The following is a 15,482-nucleotide window of genomic DNA, read 5'->3' on the forward strand; positions in this document are numbered from 1 at the left end:
GATGAGTGGCCGGTTCCGCGCCGGGGGTGACCGTGCGCGTCCGCCGGGTCGATTCCGTCCGCCCTCGCGCGTGACCCCCGCCACAGGTCGCCCGTTGTTCCTTCAGGAGCCCGGGACCCACCCGGATCCATGGGCCGGGAGCCAGCCGGCCCCGACCCACGCACCGCATCCCGAGGGAGTCACCCGTGCCGCGCATGCTCGACGTCAGCGACGAGGTTCGCGCCGAGATCGGCGACGAAGAAGCCGACCGGCTGCTCGCCGGAGACAACGCCCCGGGCAGTTACGACTGCACGTCCTGCCGCACCCCGGGCGACTCCGCGCACGAGCGCACCAGCACCGTGCTGTTCATCGGCGACGAGACCGCCGTCCTCGCCTTCGCCCACGCCGGCTGTCTGCCCTCGCAGGTCGTCCAGGTGACCGAGGAGCAGCTCCAGGGCGCCGTCCGGTCCATCGGCGGGGTCGCCGCCGACCTGGAGCCCCACAAGGTCGCCCCCGAGCAGGCCGTGCTCGGGGTCACCAGCGGACTGGTGCTGATCGCCGGGGAGCTGCACCCCGCGCTGGTCGTGGAGCCGACCGCCCCGATCGTCCGCCCCGGCTCCACCGCCCTCGGCGACGACTTCCTGCCGCTGCTGATCGAGCAGGGCTTCATGCCGGTCACCGAACTCTCCGCGGTGCCGCCGGTGCTGCACGGCTGGTCGGTGCTGCTGGCGATGGGCCAGCTGCACGCCGTCCTCCAGCCCGGTCCCGGCGGTGGCCAGCCGGTGGCCTGGTGGCAGGCGCACCAGCCGCTCCAGGTCACCGACGGCTGGCGGACCGCCGCCAACAAGCACCAGCAGGTCCTGATGTTCGCGGCGCCGGTCGGCTCGATCGGCCGTCAGCCCCGCGAGGACCTGCTGCGCGACGCCCTCGACAAGGCGGCGGCCAACGGCAAGCTGGTCGCCAGCGCGCTGCCCCTGGCCGGTACCTGACCGTTCGCACACCCCCGCGCCTCTGCGGTATGTCCGGTAACCGCATCTCTTCGGGTTTCGGTTCGTTTGGACGTACGTGCACGCATACGACGTTCCCTCCCGTCCGTCCTATCCGTCGATCCCCTCCGGCCGGACGGCCCCGGACAACCACGGCGGCCCCTCGCCCACCCCGATCTACGACGCCCTCTACGCCGAGTACGTCAAGTCCTTCCGGACCCTGCCGGGGGACCGCAGCGGCGAGGAGAAACTGGGGTTCACCGCCTTCGGCAGTCTGCCCCCGGGGATCGGGTCGTACGGGCTCGGCAGTGGTCTGTTCGGCAGCAGCTACAGCGCGTACAGCGCGGGGGCGAACAGCGCGCGGCAGGGGGGCGGCCAGCCGTCCCCGTGGCAGCGGGTCGGCCAGATCGGTCAAGTCGGCCAGGTCGGCCAGCAGGGGCAGGGGGCGGGGCAGCATCTCCCGGCGGCCCTGCCCCCGGCGCCACGCCGGGGCGTCTGAGGCATGAGTGAGGGGGGCGGTCCGCTCGGCGGGCCGCCCCCCTCACTCATGCCGTCTACTTCTTCTTGGCGCCGCGCTTCTCGCGGACCCGGACCGAGATATGGATCGGGGTGCCGTCGAAGCCGAACTCCTCGCGCAGCCGGCGCTCCACGAACCGGCGGTAGCCGGCCTCGATGAACCCGGAGGCGAACAGGACGAACCGGGGCGGCTTGGTACCGGCCTGGGTGCCGAAGAGGATCCGGGGCTGCTTCCCGCCGCGCACCGGGTGCGGATGGGCGGAGACCAGCTCACCGAGGAAGGCGTTGAGCCGACCGGTCGGGACCCGGGTCTCCCAGCCGTCCAGCGCCGTCTCGATCGCCGGGACCAGCTTCTCCATATGACGGCCGGTGCGCGCGGACACATTGACCCGCGGCGCCCAGGCCACCTGGCCCAGCTCGGTCTCGATCTCCCGCTCCAGATAGAAGCGGCGCTCCTCGTCCAGCGTGTCCCACTTGTTGAAGGCCAGCACCAGCGCCCGCCCGGCGTCCACGGCCATCGTCACGATCCGCTGGTCCTGGATGGAGATGCTGTCGGCGGCGTCGATCAGGACGACCGCGACCTCCGCCTTCTCGACCGCGGCGGCGGTGCGCAGCGAGGCGTAGTAGTCGGCGCCCTGCTGGAGGTGGACCCGCTTGCGGATACCGGCGGTGTCGACGAACTTCCAGGTGATCCCGCCGAGTTCGATCAGCTCGTCCACCGGGTCGCGGGTGGTGCCCGCCACCTCGTTGACGACGACCCGCTCCTCGCCGGCCACCTTGTTCAGCAGCGAGGACTTGCCGACGTTCGGGCGGCCGATCAGGGCGATCCGGCGCGGGCCGCCGACGGCGGTGCCGAAGGACTGCTCGGGTGCGTCGGGGAGCACCTCCAGGACCGCGTCCAGCATGTCGCCGGTGCCCCGACCGTGCAGCGCGGAGACCGGGTGGGGCTCGCCGAGGCCCAGCGACCAGAGATAGGAGGCGTCGGCCTCGCCGCTCTGGCCGTCGACCTTGTTGGCGCACAGCACGACCGGCTTGCCGGCCTTGCGCAGCAGCCGGACGACCGCCTCGTCGGTGTCGGTGGCGCCGACCTTGGCATCGACCACGAAGACCACCGCGTCGGCGGCCTCGATCGCGTACTCCGCCTGGGCGGCGACGGAGGCGTCGATCCCGAGGACGTCCTGCTCCCAGCCGCCGGTGTCGACCACCTTGAAGCGGCGGCCGGACCACTCGGCCTCGTAGGTCACCCGGTCGCGGGTGACACCGGGCTTGTCCTCGACGACGGCCTCGCGGCGCCCGATGATCCGGTTCACCAGCGTCGACTTGCCGACATTGGGGCGGCCGACGACGGCGAGCACGGGCAGCGGGCCGTGGCCCGCCTCCTCGATCGCGCCCTCGACGTCCTCGGCGTCGAAGCCCTCTTCCGCGGCCAGCTCCATGAAGCGCGCGTACTCGGCGTCGCCGAGCGCTCCGTGGTCGGGCCCGTCCGGCGAGCCCGCGGAGTGGATGTCGTCGTTCATGAAGTCCGTACCTCGTTCATCGTGGTGATCGTGGAGCGCTCCGCCGCCCGGTCGGCGGCTTCGCGGAGCTGATCCACTACTCAGTGTCGCTCAGCGCCCGGTCAGGCGCCTGGCGTTTTCCAGGTGGGCGGTGAGCTGCTTCTGGATGCGTTCGGTGGCCTCGTCCAGGGCCTTGCGGGTGCGTCGGCCACTGCCGCCCGCCCGTCGCCCACCACCACCCGTAGAGGAGCTGCGCACCCCTTCGATGGCGTCGAAGGGGTCGCCGTAGACCACGTCGATCCGGCTGCGGAGCGGGGGCAGGGCCTTGACCAGGCGTCCGCGCCGGTCGGAGCTGCCCAGGACCGCCACCGGGACGATGGGGGCGTTCCCGCGCACCGCGAAGTAGGCGAGCCCGGCGCGCAGGGCGGCGAAGTCGCCCTCGCCCCGGGTGCCCTCGGGGAATATGCCGAGGACGCCGCCCTGCTCCAGTACGCCGATGGCCCGGGTGATCGCGGTCCGGTCGGTGCTGTCCCGGTCCACCTTCAGCTGGCCGATGCCGGTCAGGAAGGGGTCCAGGGGCCCGATGAACGCTTCCTTCTTGATCAGGAAGTGCACCGGGCGGGGCGAGACGCCCATCACCATCGGGCCGTCGACGTTGTGGGAGTGGTTCACGGCGAGGATGAGCGGCCCGGCGGCGGGCACCCGCCAGCCGCCCAGCACACGCGGCCGGAAGAGCCCGTACATCAGCGGCACGCCGATCCGGCGGCCGATGTCGGCGCTGCGTGTGGTGGGCAGATCGGTCACCGCTCGGCTCGCTTCTCCTCGACGAGGGTGACCACGCACTCGATGACCTGGGCCAGCGTCAGCTCGGTGGTGTCCACCTCGACGGCGTCACCGGCCTTGGCCAGCGGCGAGGTGGTGCGGCCGGAGTCGGCCGCGTCCCGCCGGACCAGGGCCTCGCGGGTGGTGGCGAGGTCGGCGCCCTTCAGCTCCGCGCTGCGGCGGGCGGCGCGGGCCTCGGCGGAGGCGGTGAGGAAGACCTTGACATCGGCGTCCGGCAGCACGGTCGTGCCGATGTCCCGTCCCTCGACCACGATCCCGCCCTCGGCACCGGCGGCGATGGTCCGCTGCAACTCGGTGATCCGGGTCCGCACCTCGGGGACCGCGCTGACCGCGCTGACCTTGGCGGTCACCTCCTGCGTCCGGATCGGCCCGGCGACATCCACGCCGTCCACCTCGATGGTCGGCCCGGCCGGGTCCACCCCGGAGACGATCTCGGGCTTGCCCGCGGCGGCGGCGACGGCCGAGGGGTCGTCGGTGTCGATCCCGTTGCTCACCATCCACCAGGTGATGGCCCGGTACTGGGCCCCGGTGTCCAGATACCTCAGCCCCAGCTGAGCGGCGACAGCCTTGGACGTGCTCGACTTCCCCGTGCCGGAGGGACCGTCGATAGCGACAATCACGGGCTGGGCGGCGCCGTTTTCCACGGAGGGACACCTTCCTGGTGCGGTGCGAGGGGACACGGACGGGATGCGGGGCTTGTACGGGGCCCCGGACAAGGTTACTGCGTACGGGTCACTCGTCGGCCCACACGCTGCGGCGGCCTTCGGGCCGGGCCGGGCGCAACCAGCCCGTCCGGCGGGTGAGGACGAGGCCCTTCCGGAGCCGAAGCGGGGGCACGGGGGCGGCAGCCCCCGCACGACGGCCACACCCACCCCGGCCCGCCTCGACACGTCACCCCTTACTGCCGCACCGCCCACCCCCGGTCCCGCAGGGCCGCGCCCAGTACGGGTACCGCCTTCGGTTCCACCATCAGCTGCACCAGCCCGGCCTGCTGTCCCGTGGCGTGCTCGATCCGGACGTCCTCGATGTTGACCCCGGCCAGCCCCGCGTCCGCGAAGATCCGGGCGAGCTGACCCGGCTGGTCGTCGATGAGCACCGCCACGACCTCGTACACCCGGGGCGCGGATCCGTGCTTGCCGGGGACCCGTACCTGCCCGGCGTTGCCCCGCCGCAGAACGTCCCGGACGCCGTCGACGCCCTCGCCCCGCTTGGCCTCGTCGGCGGACTGGAGGGCGCGCAGCGCGCGGACGGTCCCGTCGAGGTCGGCGGCGACATCGGTGAGCAGGTCGGCGACCGGCCCGGGGTTCGCGGAGAGGATGTCGATCCACATCGCCGGGTCGGAGGCGGCGATCCGGGTCACGTCCCGGATGCCCTGCCCGCACAGCCGTACGGCGGCCTCCTCGGCGTGCTCCAGCCGGGCGGCGACCAGGGAGGAGACCAGATGGGGCATGTGGGAGACCAGGGCGACGGCCCGGTCGTGGGCGTCGGCGTCCATGACGACCGGGACGGCGGCGCAGTGCGAGACCAGTTCCAGGGCGAGGTTCAGGACCTCGGTGTCGGTGTCCCGGGTCGGGGTGAGCACCCAGGGGCGGCCCTCGAAGAGATCGGCGCTGGCGGCCAGCGGCCCGGACCGCTCCCGCCCGGACATGGGGTGCGTGCCGATGTACGAGGTGAGGTCGAGGCCCTGGGCCTCCAGTTCGCGGCGGGGGCCGCCCTTGACGCTGGCCACGTCGAGGTAGCCGCGTCCGGCACCGCGCCGCAGGGCGTCGCCGAGGACGGCGGCCACATGGGCGGGCGGCGCGGCGACGACCACCAGGTCGACCGGGCCGTCCGGTGTCTCGTCGGTACCGGCGCCGAGCGCGGTGGCGGTGCGCAGGTGCTCGGGGTCGTGGTCGGCGAGATGGACGGTGACACCGCGCCGGACCAGGGCCAGGGCGACGGAGGTGCCGATCAGGCCGGTGCCGATGACGAGTGCGGTTCTCACTGGGCGTGTCCTTGGGAAGGGCGGCTGCGACGCGGAGCCGGTCAGCGCCGGTCACGCCCGTCCAGGGTAGTCAGGCCGCAGGGGGCGGTGGCGCGGTGCCCGTCCGCTGAGACGGTGGCGGACGGGCGCCGGGAGCCGCCGGGTCCGGCCCGGTGCTCAGAGCCGCTGCTGCTTGATGATGTCCTCCAGCGAGCCGGACGGGACCTGCCCCTGGGGGGTGAGCCGGTCGATGGCTCGGGGCAGGACGGAGGCCAGTTCGTCGGCCGCCTTGTCGGTGCTGACGCCGGACTCCTGGGCGACCTTGCTGAGGGTGTCGTCGGGCAGCGCCTCCTTGATCTGGGCGCCGCTGACGGGCTTGTTCTGGCCCTGGCTGATCCAGGACTGCGCCTGGTCGACCAGCCCGGACTTCTGGAGCAGGTCGAGCAGCCCGCCCAGCGGGTTCTGGGCGCCGCCGCCGGTGGCCGCGGCACTGGTCCCGCCGCCCCCGCCCTTGCCGGCCATCAGCGAGCCGAGCAGCGAGCCGAGGATGTTCACCGCACCGCTCGCACCACCCGCGCCACCTGCTCCACCCGCGCCGCTGCCGCCGCTCTGCTGCTGGCCGCCGCCCAGGAGGCCGCCGAGCAGACTGCCGAGATCGTTTCCCGCCATGATCGCGCCTTTCGAGAGTGCGGCCGGGCGCAGGACGCGGCTCCGGCCCCGACCCTGCCAATGTCACGTGACCGGTCCCGTTCCGCGACCCGGCGCCCGGCGCGGGCGGGAAACCGCAGGTCAGCGGGGTAGCGACGCTATGCGTCCCACAGTGCGCCCAGCGTCACCAGCTCCCCCTGGTGCTCGACCCGGTCCGCCCACCCGGCGGGCCACGCCCCGGCCCCGAGATACGCCCCGGCGAAGGCTCCGGTGAGACAGGCGATCGAGTCGGAGTCGCCGGAGGTGCAGGCGGCCCGGCGCAGCGCGGTGAGCGGTTCGTCGACGAAGAGCAGGAAGCAGAGCAGCCCGGTGGCGAGGGCCTCCTCGGCGATCCAGCCCTCGCCGGTGGCGAGACAGGGATCGGTCTCCGGCGAGACGGTCCGCACGGCGCCGCCGAGCCGCTCCAGGACCGCCAGGCACTCGTCCCAGCCGCGGGCGATGTAGTGCTCGGCCGACGGGTCCTGTCCCCGCGTCCACAGATCCCCGAGCCACCGCTCGTGGTAGCGGCCCCGGTTGTCGTAGGCGTACGACCGCAGCAGCCCGACCAGGCCGGTCGGTTCGGCGCCCTGGGAGAGCAGCCGTACGGCGTGGGCGGTGAGGTCGGCGGCGGCGAGCGCGGTGGGGTGGCCGTGGGTGAGGGCGGCCTGCAACTGGGCGGCCCCGGCGTGCTGTTCCTCGCTGAGGCCGGGGACCAGCCCGAGGGGCGCGACCCGCATATTGGCCCCGCAGCCCTTGGAGTGGATCTCGGAGGCGTCCTGCCAGGGCAGCCCGGGGTCCAGGAGGCGTTCACAGGCGACCAGGCAGGTGCGGCCGGGGGCGCGGTCGTTGTCCGGGGAGCGGTACCAGGCGGTGAACTCCTCGCGCAGCGGCCCGGTGAGCCCCTCGGGGCCGAGCACGCCCCGGTCCATGGCGGTGCGGACGGCCCGGCCGACGGCCAGCGTCATCTGGGTGTCGTCGGTGATGAACGCCGGGCGGGGCAGCGCCATCTCGCGCCAGGGGCCGCACTTCGCGAGGATCGAGGGTACGTCGTTGAACTCGGTCGGGAAGCCCAGCGCGTCCCCGAGGGCGAGGCCGAGCAGGGACCCGGTGGCGGCGCGCTTGCGGACGGTCGTCGTGGGCGGCGGCGGTATGACGGTCATGCGGGGTGTCCTTCCCGGGTGGTCGGTCGCAGCAGGGGCAGGTGGAGGGCGGTGGCGGGGCCCGCGCGGTACAGGGCCGCCGGTTTGCCGCGCCCGCCGGTGAGCCGGGCGGCGCCGGGGACGGCGGTGACGAAACCGGGGGTGGCGAGGACCTTGCGGCGGAAGTTGGGCCGGTCCAGCTCGGTGCCCCAGACGCTCTCGTAGACCCGCTGGAGCTCGCCGAGGGTGAACTCGGGCGGGCAGAAGGCGGTGGCGAGGCAGGTGTACTCCAGCTTGGCGCCGACCCGGTCGTGGGCGTCGGCCAGGATCCGATCGTGGTCGAAGGCCAGGCCGTGCGCGTCGGCGTACGGCACCCAGTCGGCCAGCGCCGCGTCGCCGCCGCCGCGCGGTTCGGGCGGGTGGGGCAGCAGGGCGGCGAAGGCGACGGACACCACCCGCATCCGGGGGTCGCGGCCGGGGTCGCTGTAGGTGCGCAGTTGCTCCAGGTGCAGTCCGGAGACATCCGCGAGGCCGGTCTCCTCGGCCAGTTCACGCCGGGCGGCCGTCTCGGCGGACTCGTCCGGCAGCACGAACCCGCCGGGCAGCGCCCAGCGTCCGGCGTACGGCTCCTGCCCGCGCCGGACGAGCAGCACCCGCAGGACGCCCTCGCGCAGGGTGAGCACGGCGAGATCGACGGTGACCGCGAAGGGTTCGTAGGCGTGCTTGTCGTATCCGCCGGGCATGCTCACGCGCCCGCCCCCAGTTCGGCTCGGCTTATTAAGAGTCGAGTCGACTATAAAGAGAGGGCGGGGCGGCGGCAACCCCTTTCACGCGTCACCCGCTCCGGCGTCCCAGGAACGCCAGCAGCCGTTCGTCCGCCCCCGCGGACCGCGGTACCGCGAGCGGCGCCGCGAACCGCACCCCCCGGTCCGTGTCGGCCACCACCTGCCGGGCGACCGGCAGCAACTCGGCCGCCAGCGGCACCGGCAACGGCAGCGGGCGCCCGCACGCCTGCCCCACGTCCCACCCGTGCACGGCGATCTCCACCGCCCCGACCTCGACCATCACCCGCGACGGCAGCGCCCGGTCCCCGATCAGCACCCGCTCCGGCGTCCCCGCGGCCCACGCCCCGAGCACCGCGCACGCCCGCCGCCGGAACCCGCACGCGGCGGCCTCCGGCGCTCCCGGGAACGGCCCGATCACCCCGCCCGTCAGCCCCTCGTACAGCGCGTCCAGGGCGTCGTCCAGATGCCCCAGCAGCGCGCCGAGATCCCACCCGGGGCAGGGCGTGTGCCGCCCCAGGCTCGCGCCCTCCACCCCGACCACACTGCCCAGCGCGTACGCGAGCGAGCGTTCCAGCAGCTCACCCGGGTCGCTGTCCGTCCCCCGCGCCCTCGTCCCGGTCATCCGGCACTCCCTCCCGTTGGTCGTCGGTCGTCCCGCATCCGTCCGCGGTACGCACCGGCCGTCATCGGTACAGACCGGCCGGGCGGCCCAAAGACATCGGCCGGCCCCGGAGAATTCCAGGACCGGCCGCGCGACGCCACCGCTGATGTCTGCTGATCTGTACAGATCAGCTGATTCTGTACAGATCTCTCCAGGTCGACTCTCTACAGATCGACCTCGTTGAGCAGCATGCCGACCTCGGTGTTGGACAGCCGCCGCAGCCAGCCCGACTTCTGGTCGCCCAGGGTGATGGGGCCGAAGGCGACCCGGACCAGCTTGTCCACCGGGAACCCGGCCTCGGCCAGCATCCGCCGGACGATGTGCTTGCGGCCCTCGTGCAGGGTGACCTCGACCAGGTAGTTCTTGCCGGTCTGCTCCACGACCCGGAAGTGGTCCGCGCGCGCGTACCCGTCCTCCAGCTGGATGCCGTCCTTGAGCCGCTTGCCCAGATCGCGCGGGATCGGGCCGACGATGTGCGCGAGATAGGTCTTCTTCACGCCGTACTTGGGGTGGGTCAGCCGGTGGGCCAGCTCACCGTGGTTGGTGAGCAGGATGACGCCCTCGGTCTCGGTGTCCAGCCGCCCCACATGGAAGAGCCGGGTCTCCCGGTTGGTGACGTAGTCGCCGAGGCACTGCCGCCCCTCCGGGTCCTCCATGGTGGAGACGACCCCGGCCGGCTTGTTGAGCGAGAAGAACTGGTACGACTGGGTGGCCACGGTCAGTCCGTCGACCTTGACCTCGTCCTTCTCCGGGTCGACCCGCTTGCCCTGCTCGGTGACGATCTCGCCGTTGACCTCGACCCTGGCCTGGTCGATCAGCTCCTCGCAGGCCCGCCGCGAGCCGTAACCCGCGCGCGCCAGCACCTTCTGGAGCCGCTCGCCCTCCTGCTCGGCGCCCGGGAACGTCCTGGGCGGCTTCACGTCCTTCTTGCCGGCGTACCGGTCGCGGTTGCGCTCCTCCGCCCGCGTCTCGTACTCGCGCGAGCGCCCGGGGGCCGTCCGGCCGCGCGCGGGCTGACCCTGCTTGGGGCCGCCCTTGGCGCCCCCGCGGGCCGCGCCGCCGCGCCCGGCCTTCGGGCCGTCCTGGGTGGCCCCGGGGCCCACGTCGTAGCGGCGCTCCTCGGGGCGGGGCTTGCGGGGACGGCCCTGGCTCTGGCCCTGACTCTGGCCCTGTCCCTGCCGCTGGTCCCTGCTGTTCCCGGCACCGCGGTGGTTACCGCGCCCACCGCTCTTACCGCTGCCGCTGCCGCTACCACTGCTTCGCATCAAAGGTTCCGTCTGGTTCCGTCTAGTCGTCCGCGTCGTCTGCGCCCGGGGCGTCGGGCGCGTCCGGGTCGAACGACGGCACCCCTTCCAGGGTGTCGGCCTCGATCGCCTCCGCCTCCGGGAGGAAGGGTGCGAGTTCCGGCAGCTCGTCCAGGCCGCGCAGGCCCATCCGCTCCAGGAAGTAGTGCGTCGTCGTATATAGGATCGCACCTGTTTCGGGTTCCGTGCCCGCCTCCTGGACCAGGCCCCGCTGGAGCAGGGTGCGCATGACCCCGTCGCAGTTGACCCCGCGCACCGCGGAGACCCGGCTGCGGCTGACCGGCTGGCGGTAGGCGACCACCGCGAGGGTCTCCAGCGCGGCCTGGGTGAGCCGGGCGTGCTGCCCGTCCAGGACGAACCCCTCGACGGCCGCCGCGTACGCGGGCCGGGTGTAGTACCGCCAGCCCCCGGCGACCGCCCGCAGCTCGAAACCCCGCCCCTGCGCCGCGTACTCGTCGGCCAGCTCCCGCAGCGCGTCGGCGATCCTGCGCCGGGGCCGCTGGAGGATCTTCGCGAGATGCTCCTCGGTCGCGGGCTCGTCCACCACCATCAGTACGGCTTCCAGCGCGGGCTTGAGCGCCAGATCGGCGACGGACCCCGCCGCCGCCCCGGTCCCACCGTCCGTCATGGCTTCTCCTTCTCCCCGGGCGGCTCCGGCGCCCGGTCGAACTCGTCGGTGACCAGCGGCCCGGCCTCCTCCACGCCCCCGGTCCAGCGCACCAGCAGCTCCCCGAGCGCGGTCTCCTGCTCCAGCGCGACCGCCTTCTCCCGGTACAGCTCCAGCAGCGCCAGGAACCGGGCGACCACGGTCAGGGTGTCGCCGGTGTCCTCGACCAGCGTCCGGAAGCTGGCCTCGCCGAGTTCGCGCAGCCGCGCGACCACGATCCGGGCCTGCTCCTGCACGCTCACCAGCGGCGCGTGGATGTGGTCGACATAGACCTGGGGCCGGGGCCGGGGCTGCATCGCCTTCACCGCCAGCCGCGCGAACCCCTCGGCCCCGATGCTGATCACCACATCGGGCAGCAGCTCGGCATGGTGCGGCTCCAGCCCGACGGTACGGGGGTAGCGCCGCCCCTCGTCGTCGAGGCGCCCGCTGAAGATGTCGGCGATCCGCTTGTAGGCCCGGTACTGGAGCAGCCGCGCGAACAGCAGGTCGCGGGCCTCCAGCAGCGCGAGATCGGCCTCGTCCTCCACCTCGGCGGCGGGCAGCAGCCGGGCCGCCTTCAGATCCAGCAGGGTCGCCGCGACGACCAGGAACTCGGTCGTCTCGTCCAGATCCCAGTCCGGGCCCATCGCCCGGATGTACGCCATGAACTCGTCGGTCACCTTCGACAGGGCGACCTCGGTGACATCCAGTTTGTGGCGGGAGATCAGCTGGAGCAGCAGATCGAAGGGGCCCTCGAAGTTGGCCAGCCGGACGGTGAAACCAGCGTCGTCGTCCGCGTCGGCGGGCTGCGCGGCGGGTTCGGTGAGCTGTGCGGGTCCGGTGCGTTCGCCGGGCTCGGCGGCCGGTGCGGGCGGAACCGTTTCAGCGGTCTCGCTCGGCCCGGCGTCCATCCGCTCCGGCGCGGCCACCCCGGGCCCTCGCCCCAGCACACGCCGACGACCGGAACGGCCGTCGCCGGGGGCGGAAGCATCACTGGAGGTCATGGCCTCCGCAGGCTACCGCTACCGCCCGCGCAACCGTCGTACGAGGATGCTGGCGTCGCCGCGGGTCTCCAGATCCGCGAGGACCACGGCGACCGCCTCGCGGACGATCCGTCCGCGGTCCACCGCCAGTCCGTGTTCGCCGCGCAGCACCAGCCGCGCGTGCTCCAGATCCATCAGTTCCTCGGCGGAGACATAGACCGTGATCTTCTCGTCGTGGCGCTCGCGTCCGCTGGGCCGGCGGGTGCCCCCGCCCCGGCCGCGCTTGCGGGGGGTGTCGCCGTTCCCGGCGGCGGCAGAACCTTCCTGCGCCGCGGCGGCGCCCCGGCGGGCACCGCGCTCACGGTCCCGCTCGCGCCCGCGCGAGTCCGCGTCGGCCGTATCCGCGCCCGCGGCCACATGCTCGTCCCCGTTGCCGTCGCCGCCCTGGACGGGTACGGCGTGCGGGGCGTCCTCGGCGGCCTGCGGGTCGCTCTCCCCGGCCGGCGCCGGCACCCGGGGCTCCCCGCCCGGTCCACGCCGCGGGCTGGACGGCTGGAGCGCCATACCCCCTGTCGTACGGAAGAGTTCGTCGGCCCCCGGCAGACTCACTCGGCGTGACACCGGGCGAGCACCTCCCTGGCGAGCTGGCGATAGGCGGCGGCACCGACGGAGTTGGAGGCGTAGGTGGTGATCGGCTCACCGGCGACCGTGGTCTCCGGGAAGCGGACCGTGCGGCCGATGACCGTGTGGTAGACGTGGTCGTCGAACGCCTCCACGACCCGCGCGAGCACCTCACGGCTGTGCACCGTACGCGAGTCGTACATGGTGGCGAGGATGCCGTCCAGCTCCAGATCCGGGTTCAGCCGCTCCTGGACCTTCTCGATGGTCTCGGTCAGCAGGGCGACTCCGCGCAGGGCGAAGAACTCGCACTCCAGCGGGACGATGACCTTGTGCGCGGCGGTGAGCGCGTTGACCGTGAGCAGACCGAGCGAGGGCTGACAGTCGATCACGATGTAGTCGTAGTCGGGCAGCAGCGGCTTCAGCGCCCGCTGGAGCGTGGACTCGCGCGCGACCTCGGAGACCAGTTGGACCTCGGCGGCCGACAGGTCGATGTTGCTGGGCAGCAGGTCCATATTGGGGACCGCGGTCTTCAGCAGCACCTCGTCGGCGGACATGCCCCGCTCCATGAGCAGGTTGTAGACCGTCAGATCGAGTTCCATCGGGTTGACGCCGAGACCGACCGACAGCGCGCCCTGCGGGTCGAAGTCCACCAGCAGCACCCGGCGGCCGTACTCCGCGAGCGCGGCGCCCAGGTTGATGGTCGACGTGGTCTTGCCGACGCCGCCCTTCTGGTTGCACATCGCGATGATCTTCGCGGGCCCGTGGTCCGTCAGCGGTCCCGGGATCGGGAAGTACGGCAGCGGGCGCCCGGTCGGGCCGATCCGCTCGCGGCGCTGGCGGGCCGCGTCGGGCGCGAGGGTGGCCGCGTACTCGGGGTCGGGCTCGTACTCGGCGTCCGGGTCGTAGAAGTGCCCCTCGGGCAGTTCGTCGTAGTCGGCGAAGTGGTTGTGGGGCGCGCCACTTCCGTCGCCGGTCATGGCGTTCACGTGATGGCCATCCATGCTCGGGTGTGCTGACTGAGTCACCCCGGGCTTGAGGAGACTCTGGTGGGCAGCGAAGGTGCGCACCGCTACGGAGCCGACAGCCTCGAACCCCGCGGCAGCCTGGCCCCGCGCGAGGCTTCCTGGTTGACCACCCCCGGGAGAAAATGTCGACTCATTCACAAGTCGTCTTACCTCCTTGGTGACCAGGAAACTTCTAGACAGGTCAGCGTGGCACCATGCCGACGGTTGGCGACTCTATGGCGTGTCGGGCGTCCGCAGCAACACAATCCGCCGGACCCGGCAGGATGTGTCGGCAATGAAACATCCCTCTGTCAAGGGCGTACGGCCGTCGCACGGTGGGTTTCCCGGGTGTGCGAATCGGTCCAAGGTCGGTTAAGGGTTACGTTCGAGGCGAGTTGACCGAGTGCGGCAAAGTGACCATACACACACCCGGCCGGACCTTGTCGGGCAAGGTCCGGCCGGGCGTGTGCGGTTGACGAGGCGTGTTGACGAATCGCCTTTTGCCGGATGACGACTTGATTTCGCCGTACGGCGGCCGTTCCCGGGCGTGTCGCGGGTGCGCGCCGGGTGTCGCGGGGGTCCGGAGAGGGCCCGGGAGGGCCGGGAGGATCCGGGGCCGGGGTCAGCCGAGCAGGGTCACCAGTTCGACGTGCTCCAGGCCGTGCGCCTCGGCGACCTCCTTGTAGACGACCTTGCCGTCATGGGTGTTGAGGCCCCTGGCCAGCGCGGGGTCCCGGCGCAGCGCCTCGACCCAGCCGTTGTCGGCCAGCGACACGATGTACGGGAGGGTGGCGTTGGTGAGGGCGTTGGTGGAGGTGTTGGGGACCGCGCCGGGCATGTTGGCGACGCAGTAGAAGACCGAGTCGTGCACCCGGAAGATCGGCTCGGCGTGGGTGGTCGGGTGGGAGTCCTCGAAGCAGCCGCCCTGGTCGATCGCGATGTCGACAAGGACACTTCCCGGCTTCATCCGGGAGACCAGCTCGTTGGTGACCAGCTTGGGGGCCTTGGCGCCGGGGATGAGGACCGCGCCGATGACGAGGTCGGCCTCCAGGACGGCCTTCTCCAGTTCGTAGGCGTTCGACATGACCGCCTTCACCTTGGTGCCGAAGATCTTGTCGGCCTCGCGGAGCTTGTTGATGTCCCGGTCCAGCAGGGTCACGTCGAAGCCCATGCCGACGGCGATCTGGGTGGCGTTCCAGCCGGAGACCCCGCCGCCGATGACGACCGCCTTGGCGGGGGTCACGCCGGGCACGCCGCCCGGCAGCACCCCGCGACCGCCGGCCGGGCGCATCAGGTGGTAGGCGCCGACCTGCGGGGCGAGTCGCCCGGCGACCTCGGACATCGGGGCGAGCAGCGGCAGCGCGCGGCCGGGCAGCTCGACGGTCTCGTAGGCGATGGCGGTGGTGCCGGACTCGATCAGGGCGTCCGTGCACTCCTTGGAGGCGGCCAGGTGCAGATAGGTGAAGAGGATCTGGTCCTTGCGCAGCCGGTGGTACTCCTCGGCGATGGGCTCCTTGACCTTCAGCAGCAGGTCGGCGGTGGCCCAGACCTCGTCGGCGGTCTCCAGGATCGCGGCGCCCGCCGCGACGTAGTCCGCGTCCGGGATGGAGGAGCCGAGGCCGGCCCCGCGCTCGACGACGACCTGATGACCGTGGCGCACCAGTTCGTGCACGCCGCCCGGGGTGATGGCCACCCGGAACTCGTTGTTCTTGACCTCGCGGGGGATGCCGACCTTCATGTCGTCACGGTCCTTGGCTCAGAGTGGGTGCATATCCGATAAACCCGGGCACGCACGGGCACACCGGGAGACACCGCAGGAGAACGTGCGGTAGAGCCAGTTTAATGAAGGTGTTCCCGCTGTCTAGCCTT

16 protein-coding genes are annotated in these 15,482 nt (G+C 72.5%); 2 read left to right on the top strand and 14 right to left on the bottom strand.

Annotated elements, in window-relative coordinates; all coding sequences use genetic code 11:
* The first annotated feature begins 185 nt into the window (after positions 1-185).
* Entirely contained in the window at positions 186-968 is a 783-nt protein-coding gene (locus ABZX40_RS01935; RefSeq protein ID WP_355748333.1) for a hypothetical protein, read from the top strand.
* A gap of 76 nt (positions 969-1,044) precedes the next feature.
* Entirely contained in the window at positions 1,045-1,464 is a 420-nt protein-coding gene (locus ABZX40_RS01940) for a hypothetical protein (RefSeq protein ID WP_355748335.1), read from the top strand.
* Positions 1,465-1,519: 55 nt separating this feature from the next.
* Here ABZX40_RS01940 and der read toward each other — a convergent pair whose 3' ends face one another.
* From der to ald, 14 genes are all read right to left on the bottom strand, one after another.
* Positions 1,520-2,998, bottom strand: a complete 1,479-nt coding sequence (gene der, locus ABZX40_RS01945) for a ribosome biogenesis GTPase Der (RefSeq protein ID WP_355748338.1) — start codon at positions 2,996-2,998, stop codon at positions 1,520-1,522.
* A gap of 90 nt (positions 2,999-3,088) precedes the next feature.
* Positions 3,089-3,781 carry a lysophospholipid acyltransferase family protein gene (locus tag ABZX40_RS01950; protein ID WP_355748341.1) on the bottom strand — a complete coding sequence of 231 codons (693 nt, stop codon included), beginning with the start codon at positions 3,779-3,781 and terminating at the stop codon, positions 3,089-3,091.
* The gene (gene cmk / locus ABZX40_RS01955) at positions 3,778-4,464 is read right to left on the bottom strand and encodes a (d)CMP kinase (RefSeq protein ID WP_355748344.1); all 687 of its coding nucleotides are present in this window, start codon (positions 4,462-4,464) and stop codon (positions 3,778-3,780) included. The genes ABZX40_RS01950 and cmk overlap by 4 nt, the downstream gene beginning before the upstream one ends.
* Positions 4,465-4,718: 254 nt before the next feature.
* Positions 4,719-5,804 (bottom strand): prephenate dehydrogenase, encoded by a 1,086-nt coding sequence (locus ABZX40_RS01960; protein ID WP_355748346.1) that lies wholly within the window; start codon positions 5,802-5,804, stop codon positions 4,719-4,721.
* A gap of 156 nt (positions 5,805-5,960) precedes the next feature.
* Positions 5,961-6,452 (bottom strand): YidB family protein, encoded by a 492-nt coding sequence (locus ABZX40_RS01965; RefSeq protein WP_355748349.1) that lies wholly within the window; start codon positions 6,450-6,452, stop codon positions 5,961-5,963.
* 137 nt (positions 6,453-6,589) lie between these two features.
* On the bottom strand, positions 6,590-7,630 hold the full coding sequence (locus tag ABZX40_RS01970; RefSeq protein WP_355748352.1) for an ADP-ribosylglycohydrolase family protein: 1,041 nt from the start codon (positions 7,628-7,630) through the stop codon (positions 6,590-6,592).
* Positions 7,627-8,352, bottom strand: coding sequence for an NUDIX domain-containing protein (locus ABZX40_RS01975; RefSeq protein ID WP_355748405.1), 726 nt, complete (start codon positions 8,350-8,352; stop codon positions 7,627-7,629). Before ABZX40_RS01975 ends, ABZX40_RS01970 begins: the two co-directional genes overlap by 4 nt.
* A gap of 91 nt (positions 8,353-8,443) precedes the next feature.
* Positions 8,444-9,016, bottom strand: a complete 573-nt coding sequence (locus tag ABZX40_RS01980; RefSeq protein WP_355748355.1) for a TIGR03086 family metal-binding protein — start codon at positions 9,014-9,016, stop codon at positions 8,444-8,446.
* Positions 9,017-9,219: 203 nt separating this feature from the next.
* Positions 9,220-10,320: a pseudouridine synthase gene (locus ABZX40_RS01985; RefSeq protein WP_355748358.1), complete on the bottom strand. Its 1,101-nt coding sequence runs from the start codon at positions 10,318-10,320 to the stop codon at positions 9,220-9,222.
* Between the two features lie 22 nt (positions 10,321-10,342).
* Positions 10,343-10,987, bottom strand: coding sequence for an SMC-Scp complex subunit ScpB (scpB, locus tag ABZX40_RS01990; RefSeq protein ID WP_355748361.1), 645 nt, complete (start codon positions 10,985-10,987; stop codon positions 10,343-10,345).
* Positions 10,984-12,009 carry a segregation/condensation protein A gene (locus tag ABZX40_RS01995; RefSeq protein WP_355748364.1) on the bottom strand — a complete coding sequence of 342 codons (1,026 nt, stop codon included), beginning with the start codon at positions 12,007-12,009 and terminating at the stop codon, positions 10,984-10,986. Before ABZX40_RS01995 ends, scpB begins: the two co-directional genes overlap by 4 nt.
* Positions 12,010-12,027: 18 nt before the next feature.
* The gene (locus ABZX40_RS02000; RefSeq protein ID WP_355748367.1) at positions 12,028-12,609 is read right to left on the bottom strand and encodes a hypothetical protein; all 582 of its coding nucleotides are present in this window, start codon (positions 12,607-12,609) and stop codon (positions 12,028-12,030) included.
* A complete protein-coding gene (locus tag ABZX40_RS02005; RefSeq protein WP_355748370.1) occupies positions 12,594-13,772 on the bottom strand; it encodes a ParA family protein in 1,179 nt (392 codons plus the stop codon). Before ABZX40_RS02005 ends, ABZX40_RS02000 begins: the two co-directional genes overlap by 16 nt.
* Positions 13,773-14,235: 463 nt before the next feature.
* Positions 14,236-15,351, bottom strand: coding sequence for an alanine dehydrogenase (ald, locus tag ABZX40_RS02010; RefSeq protein WP_355748373.1), 1,116 nt, complete (start codon positions 15,349-15,351; stop codon positions 14,236-14,238).
* Positions 15,352-15,482: the final 131 nt, after the last annotated feature.

This window comes from Streptomyces sp. NPDC004610 (assembly GCF_040609715.1).
Taxonomy (GTDB): domain Bacteria; phylum Actinomycetota; class Actinomycetes; order Streptomycetales; family Streptomycetaceae; genus Streptomyces.

What these genes read in the sequence shown, in the direction of transcription:
- der (WP_355748338.1), bottom strand. Translation starts at nt 2,998, where the DNA reads ATGAACGACGACATCCACTCCGCGGGCTCGCCGGACGGGCCCGACCAC.
- ABZX40_RS01965 (WP_355748349.1), bottom strand. Translation starts at nt 6,452, where the DNA reads ATGGCGGGAAACGATCTCGGCAGTCTGCTCGGCGGCCTCCTGGGCGGC.
- ABZX40_RS01970 (WP_355748352.1), bottom strand. Translation starts at nt 7,630, where the DNA reads ATGACCGTCATACCGCCGCCGCCCACGACGACCGTCCGCAAGCGCGCC.
- ABZX40_RS01975 (WP_355748405.1), bottom strand. Translation starts at nt 8,352, where the DNA reads ATGCCCGGCGGATACGACAAGCACGCCTACGAACCCTTCGCGGTCACC.
- ABZX40_RS01980 (WP_355748355.1), bottom strand. Translation starts at nt 9,016, where the DNA reads ATGACCGGGACGAGGGCGCGGGGGACGGACAGCGACCCGGGTGAGCTG.
- ABZX40_RS01985 (WP_355748358.1), bottom strand. Translation starts at nt 10,320, where the DNA reads ATGCGAAGCAGTGGTAGCGGCAGCGGCAGCGGTAAGAGCGGTGGGCGC.
- scpB (WP_355748361.1), bottom strand. Translation starts at nt 10,987, where the DNA reads ATGACGGACGGTGGGACCGGGGCGGCGGCGGGGTCCGTCGCCGATCTG.
- ABZX40_RS01995 (WP_355748364.1), bottom strand. Translation starts at nt 12,009, where the DNA reads ATGACCTCCAGTGATGCTTCCGCCCCCGGCGACGGCCGTTCCGGTCGT.
- ald (WP_355748373.1), bottom strand. Translation starts at nt 15,351, where the DNA reads ATGAAGGTCGGCATCCCCCGCGAGGTCAAGAACAACGAGTTCCGGGTG.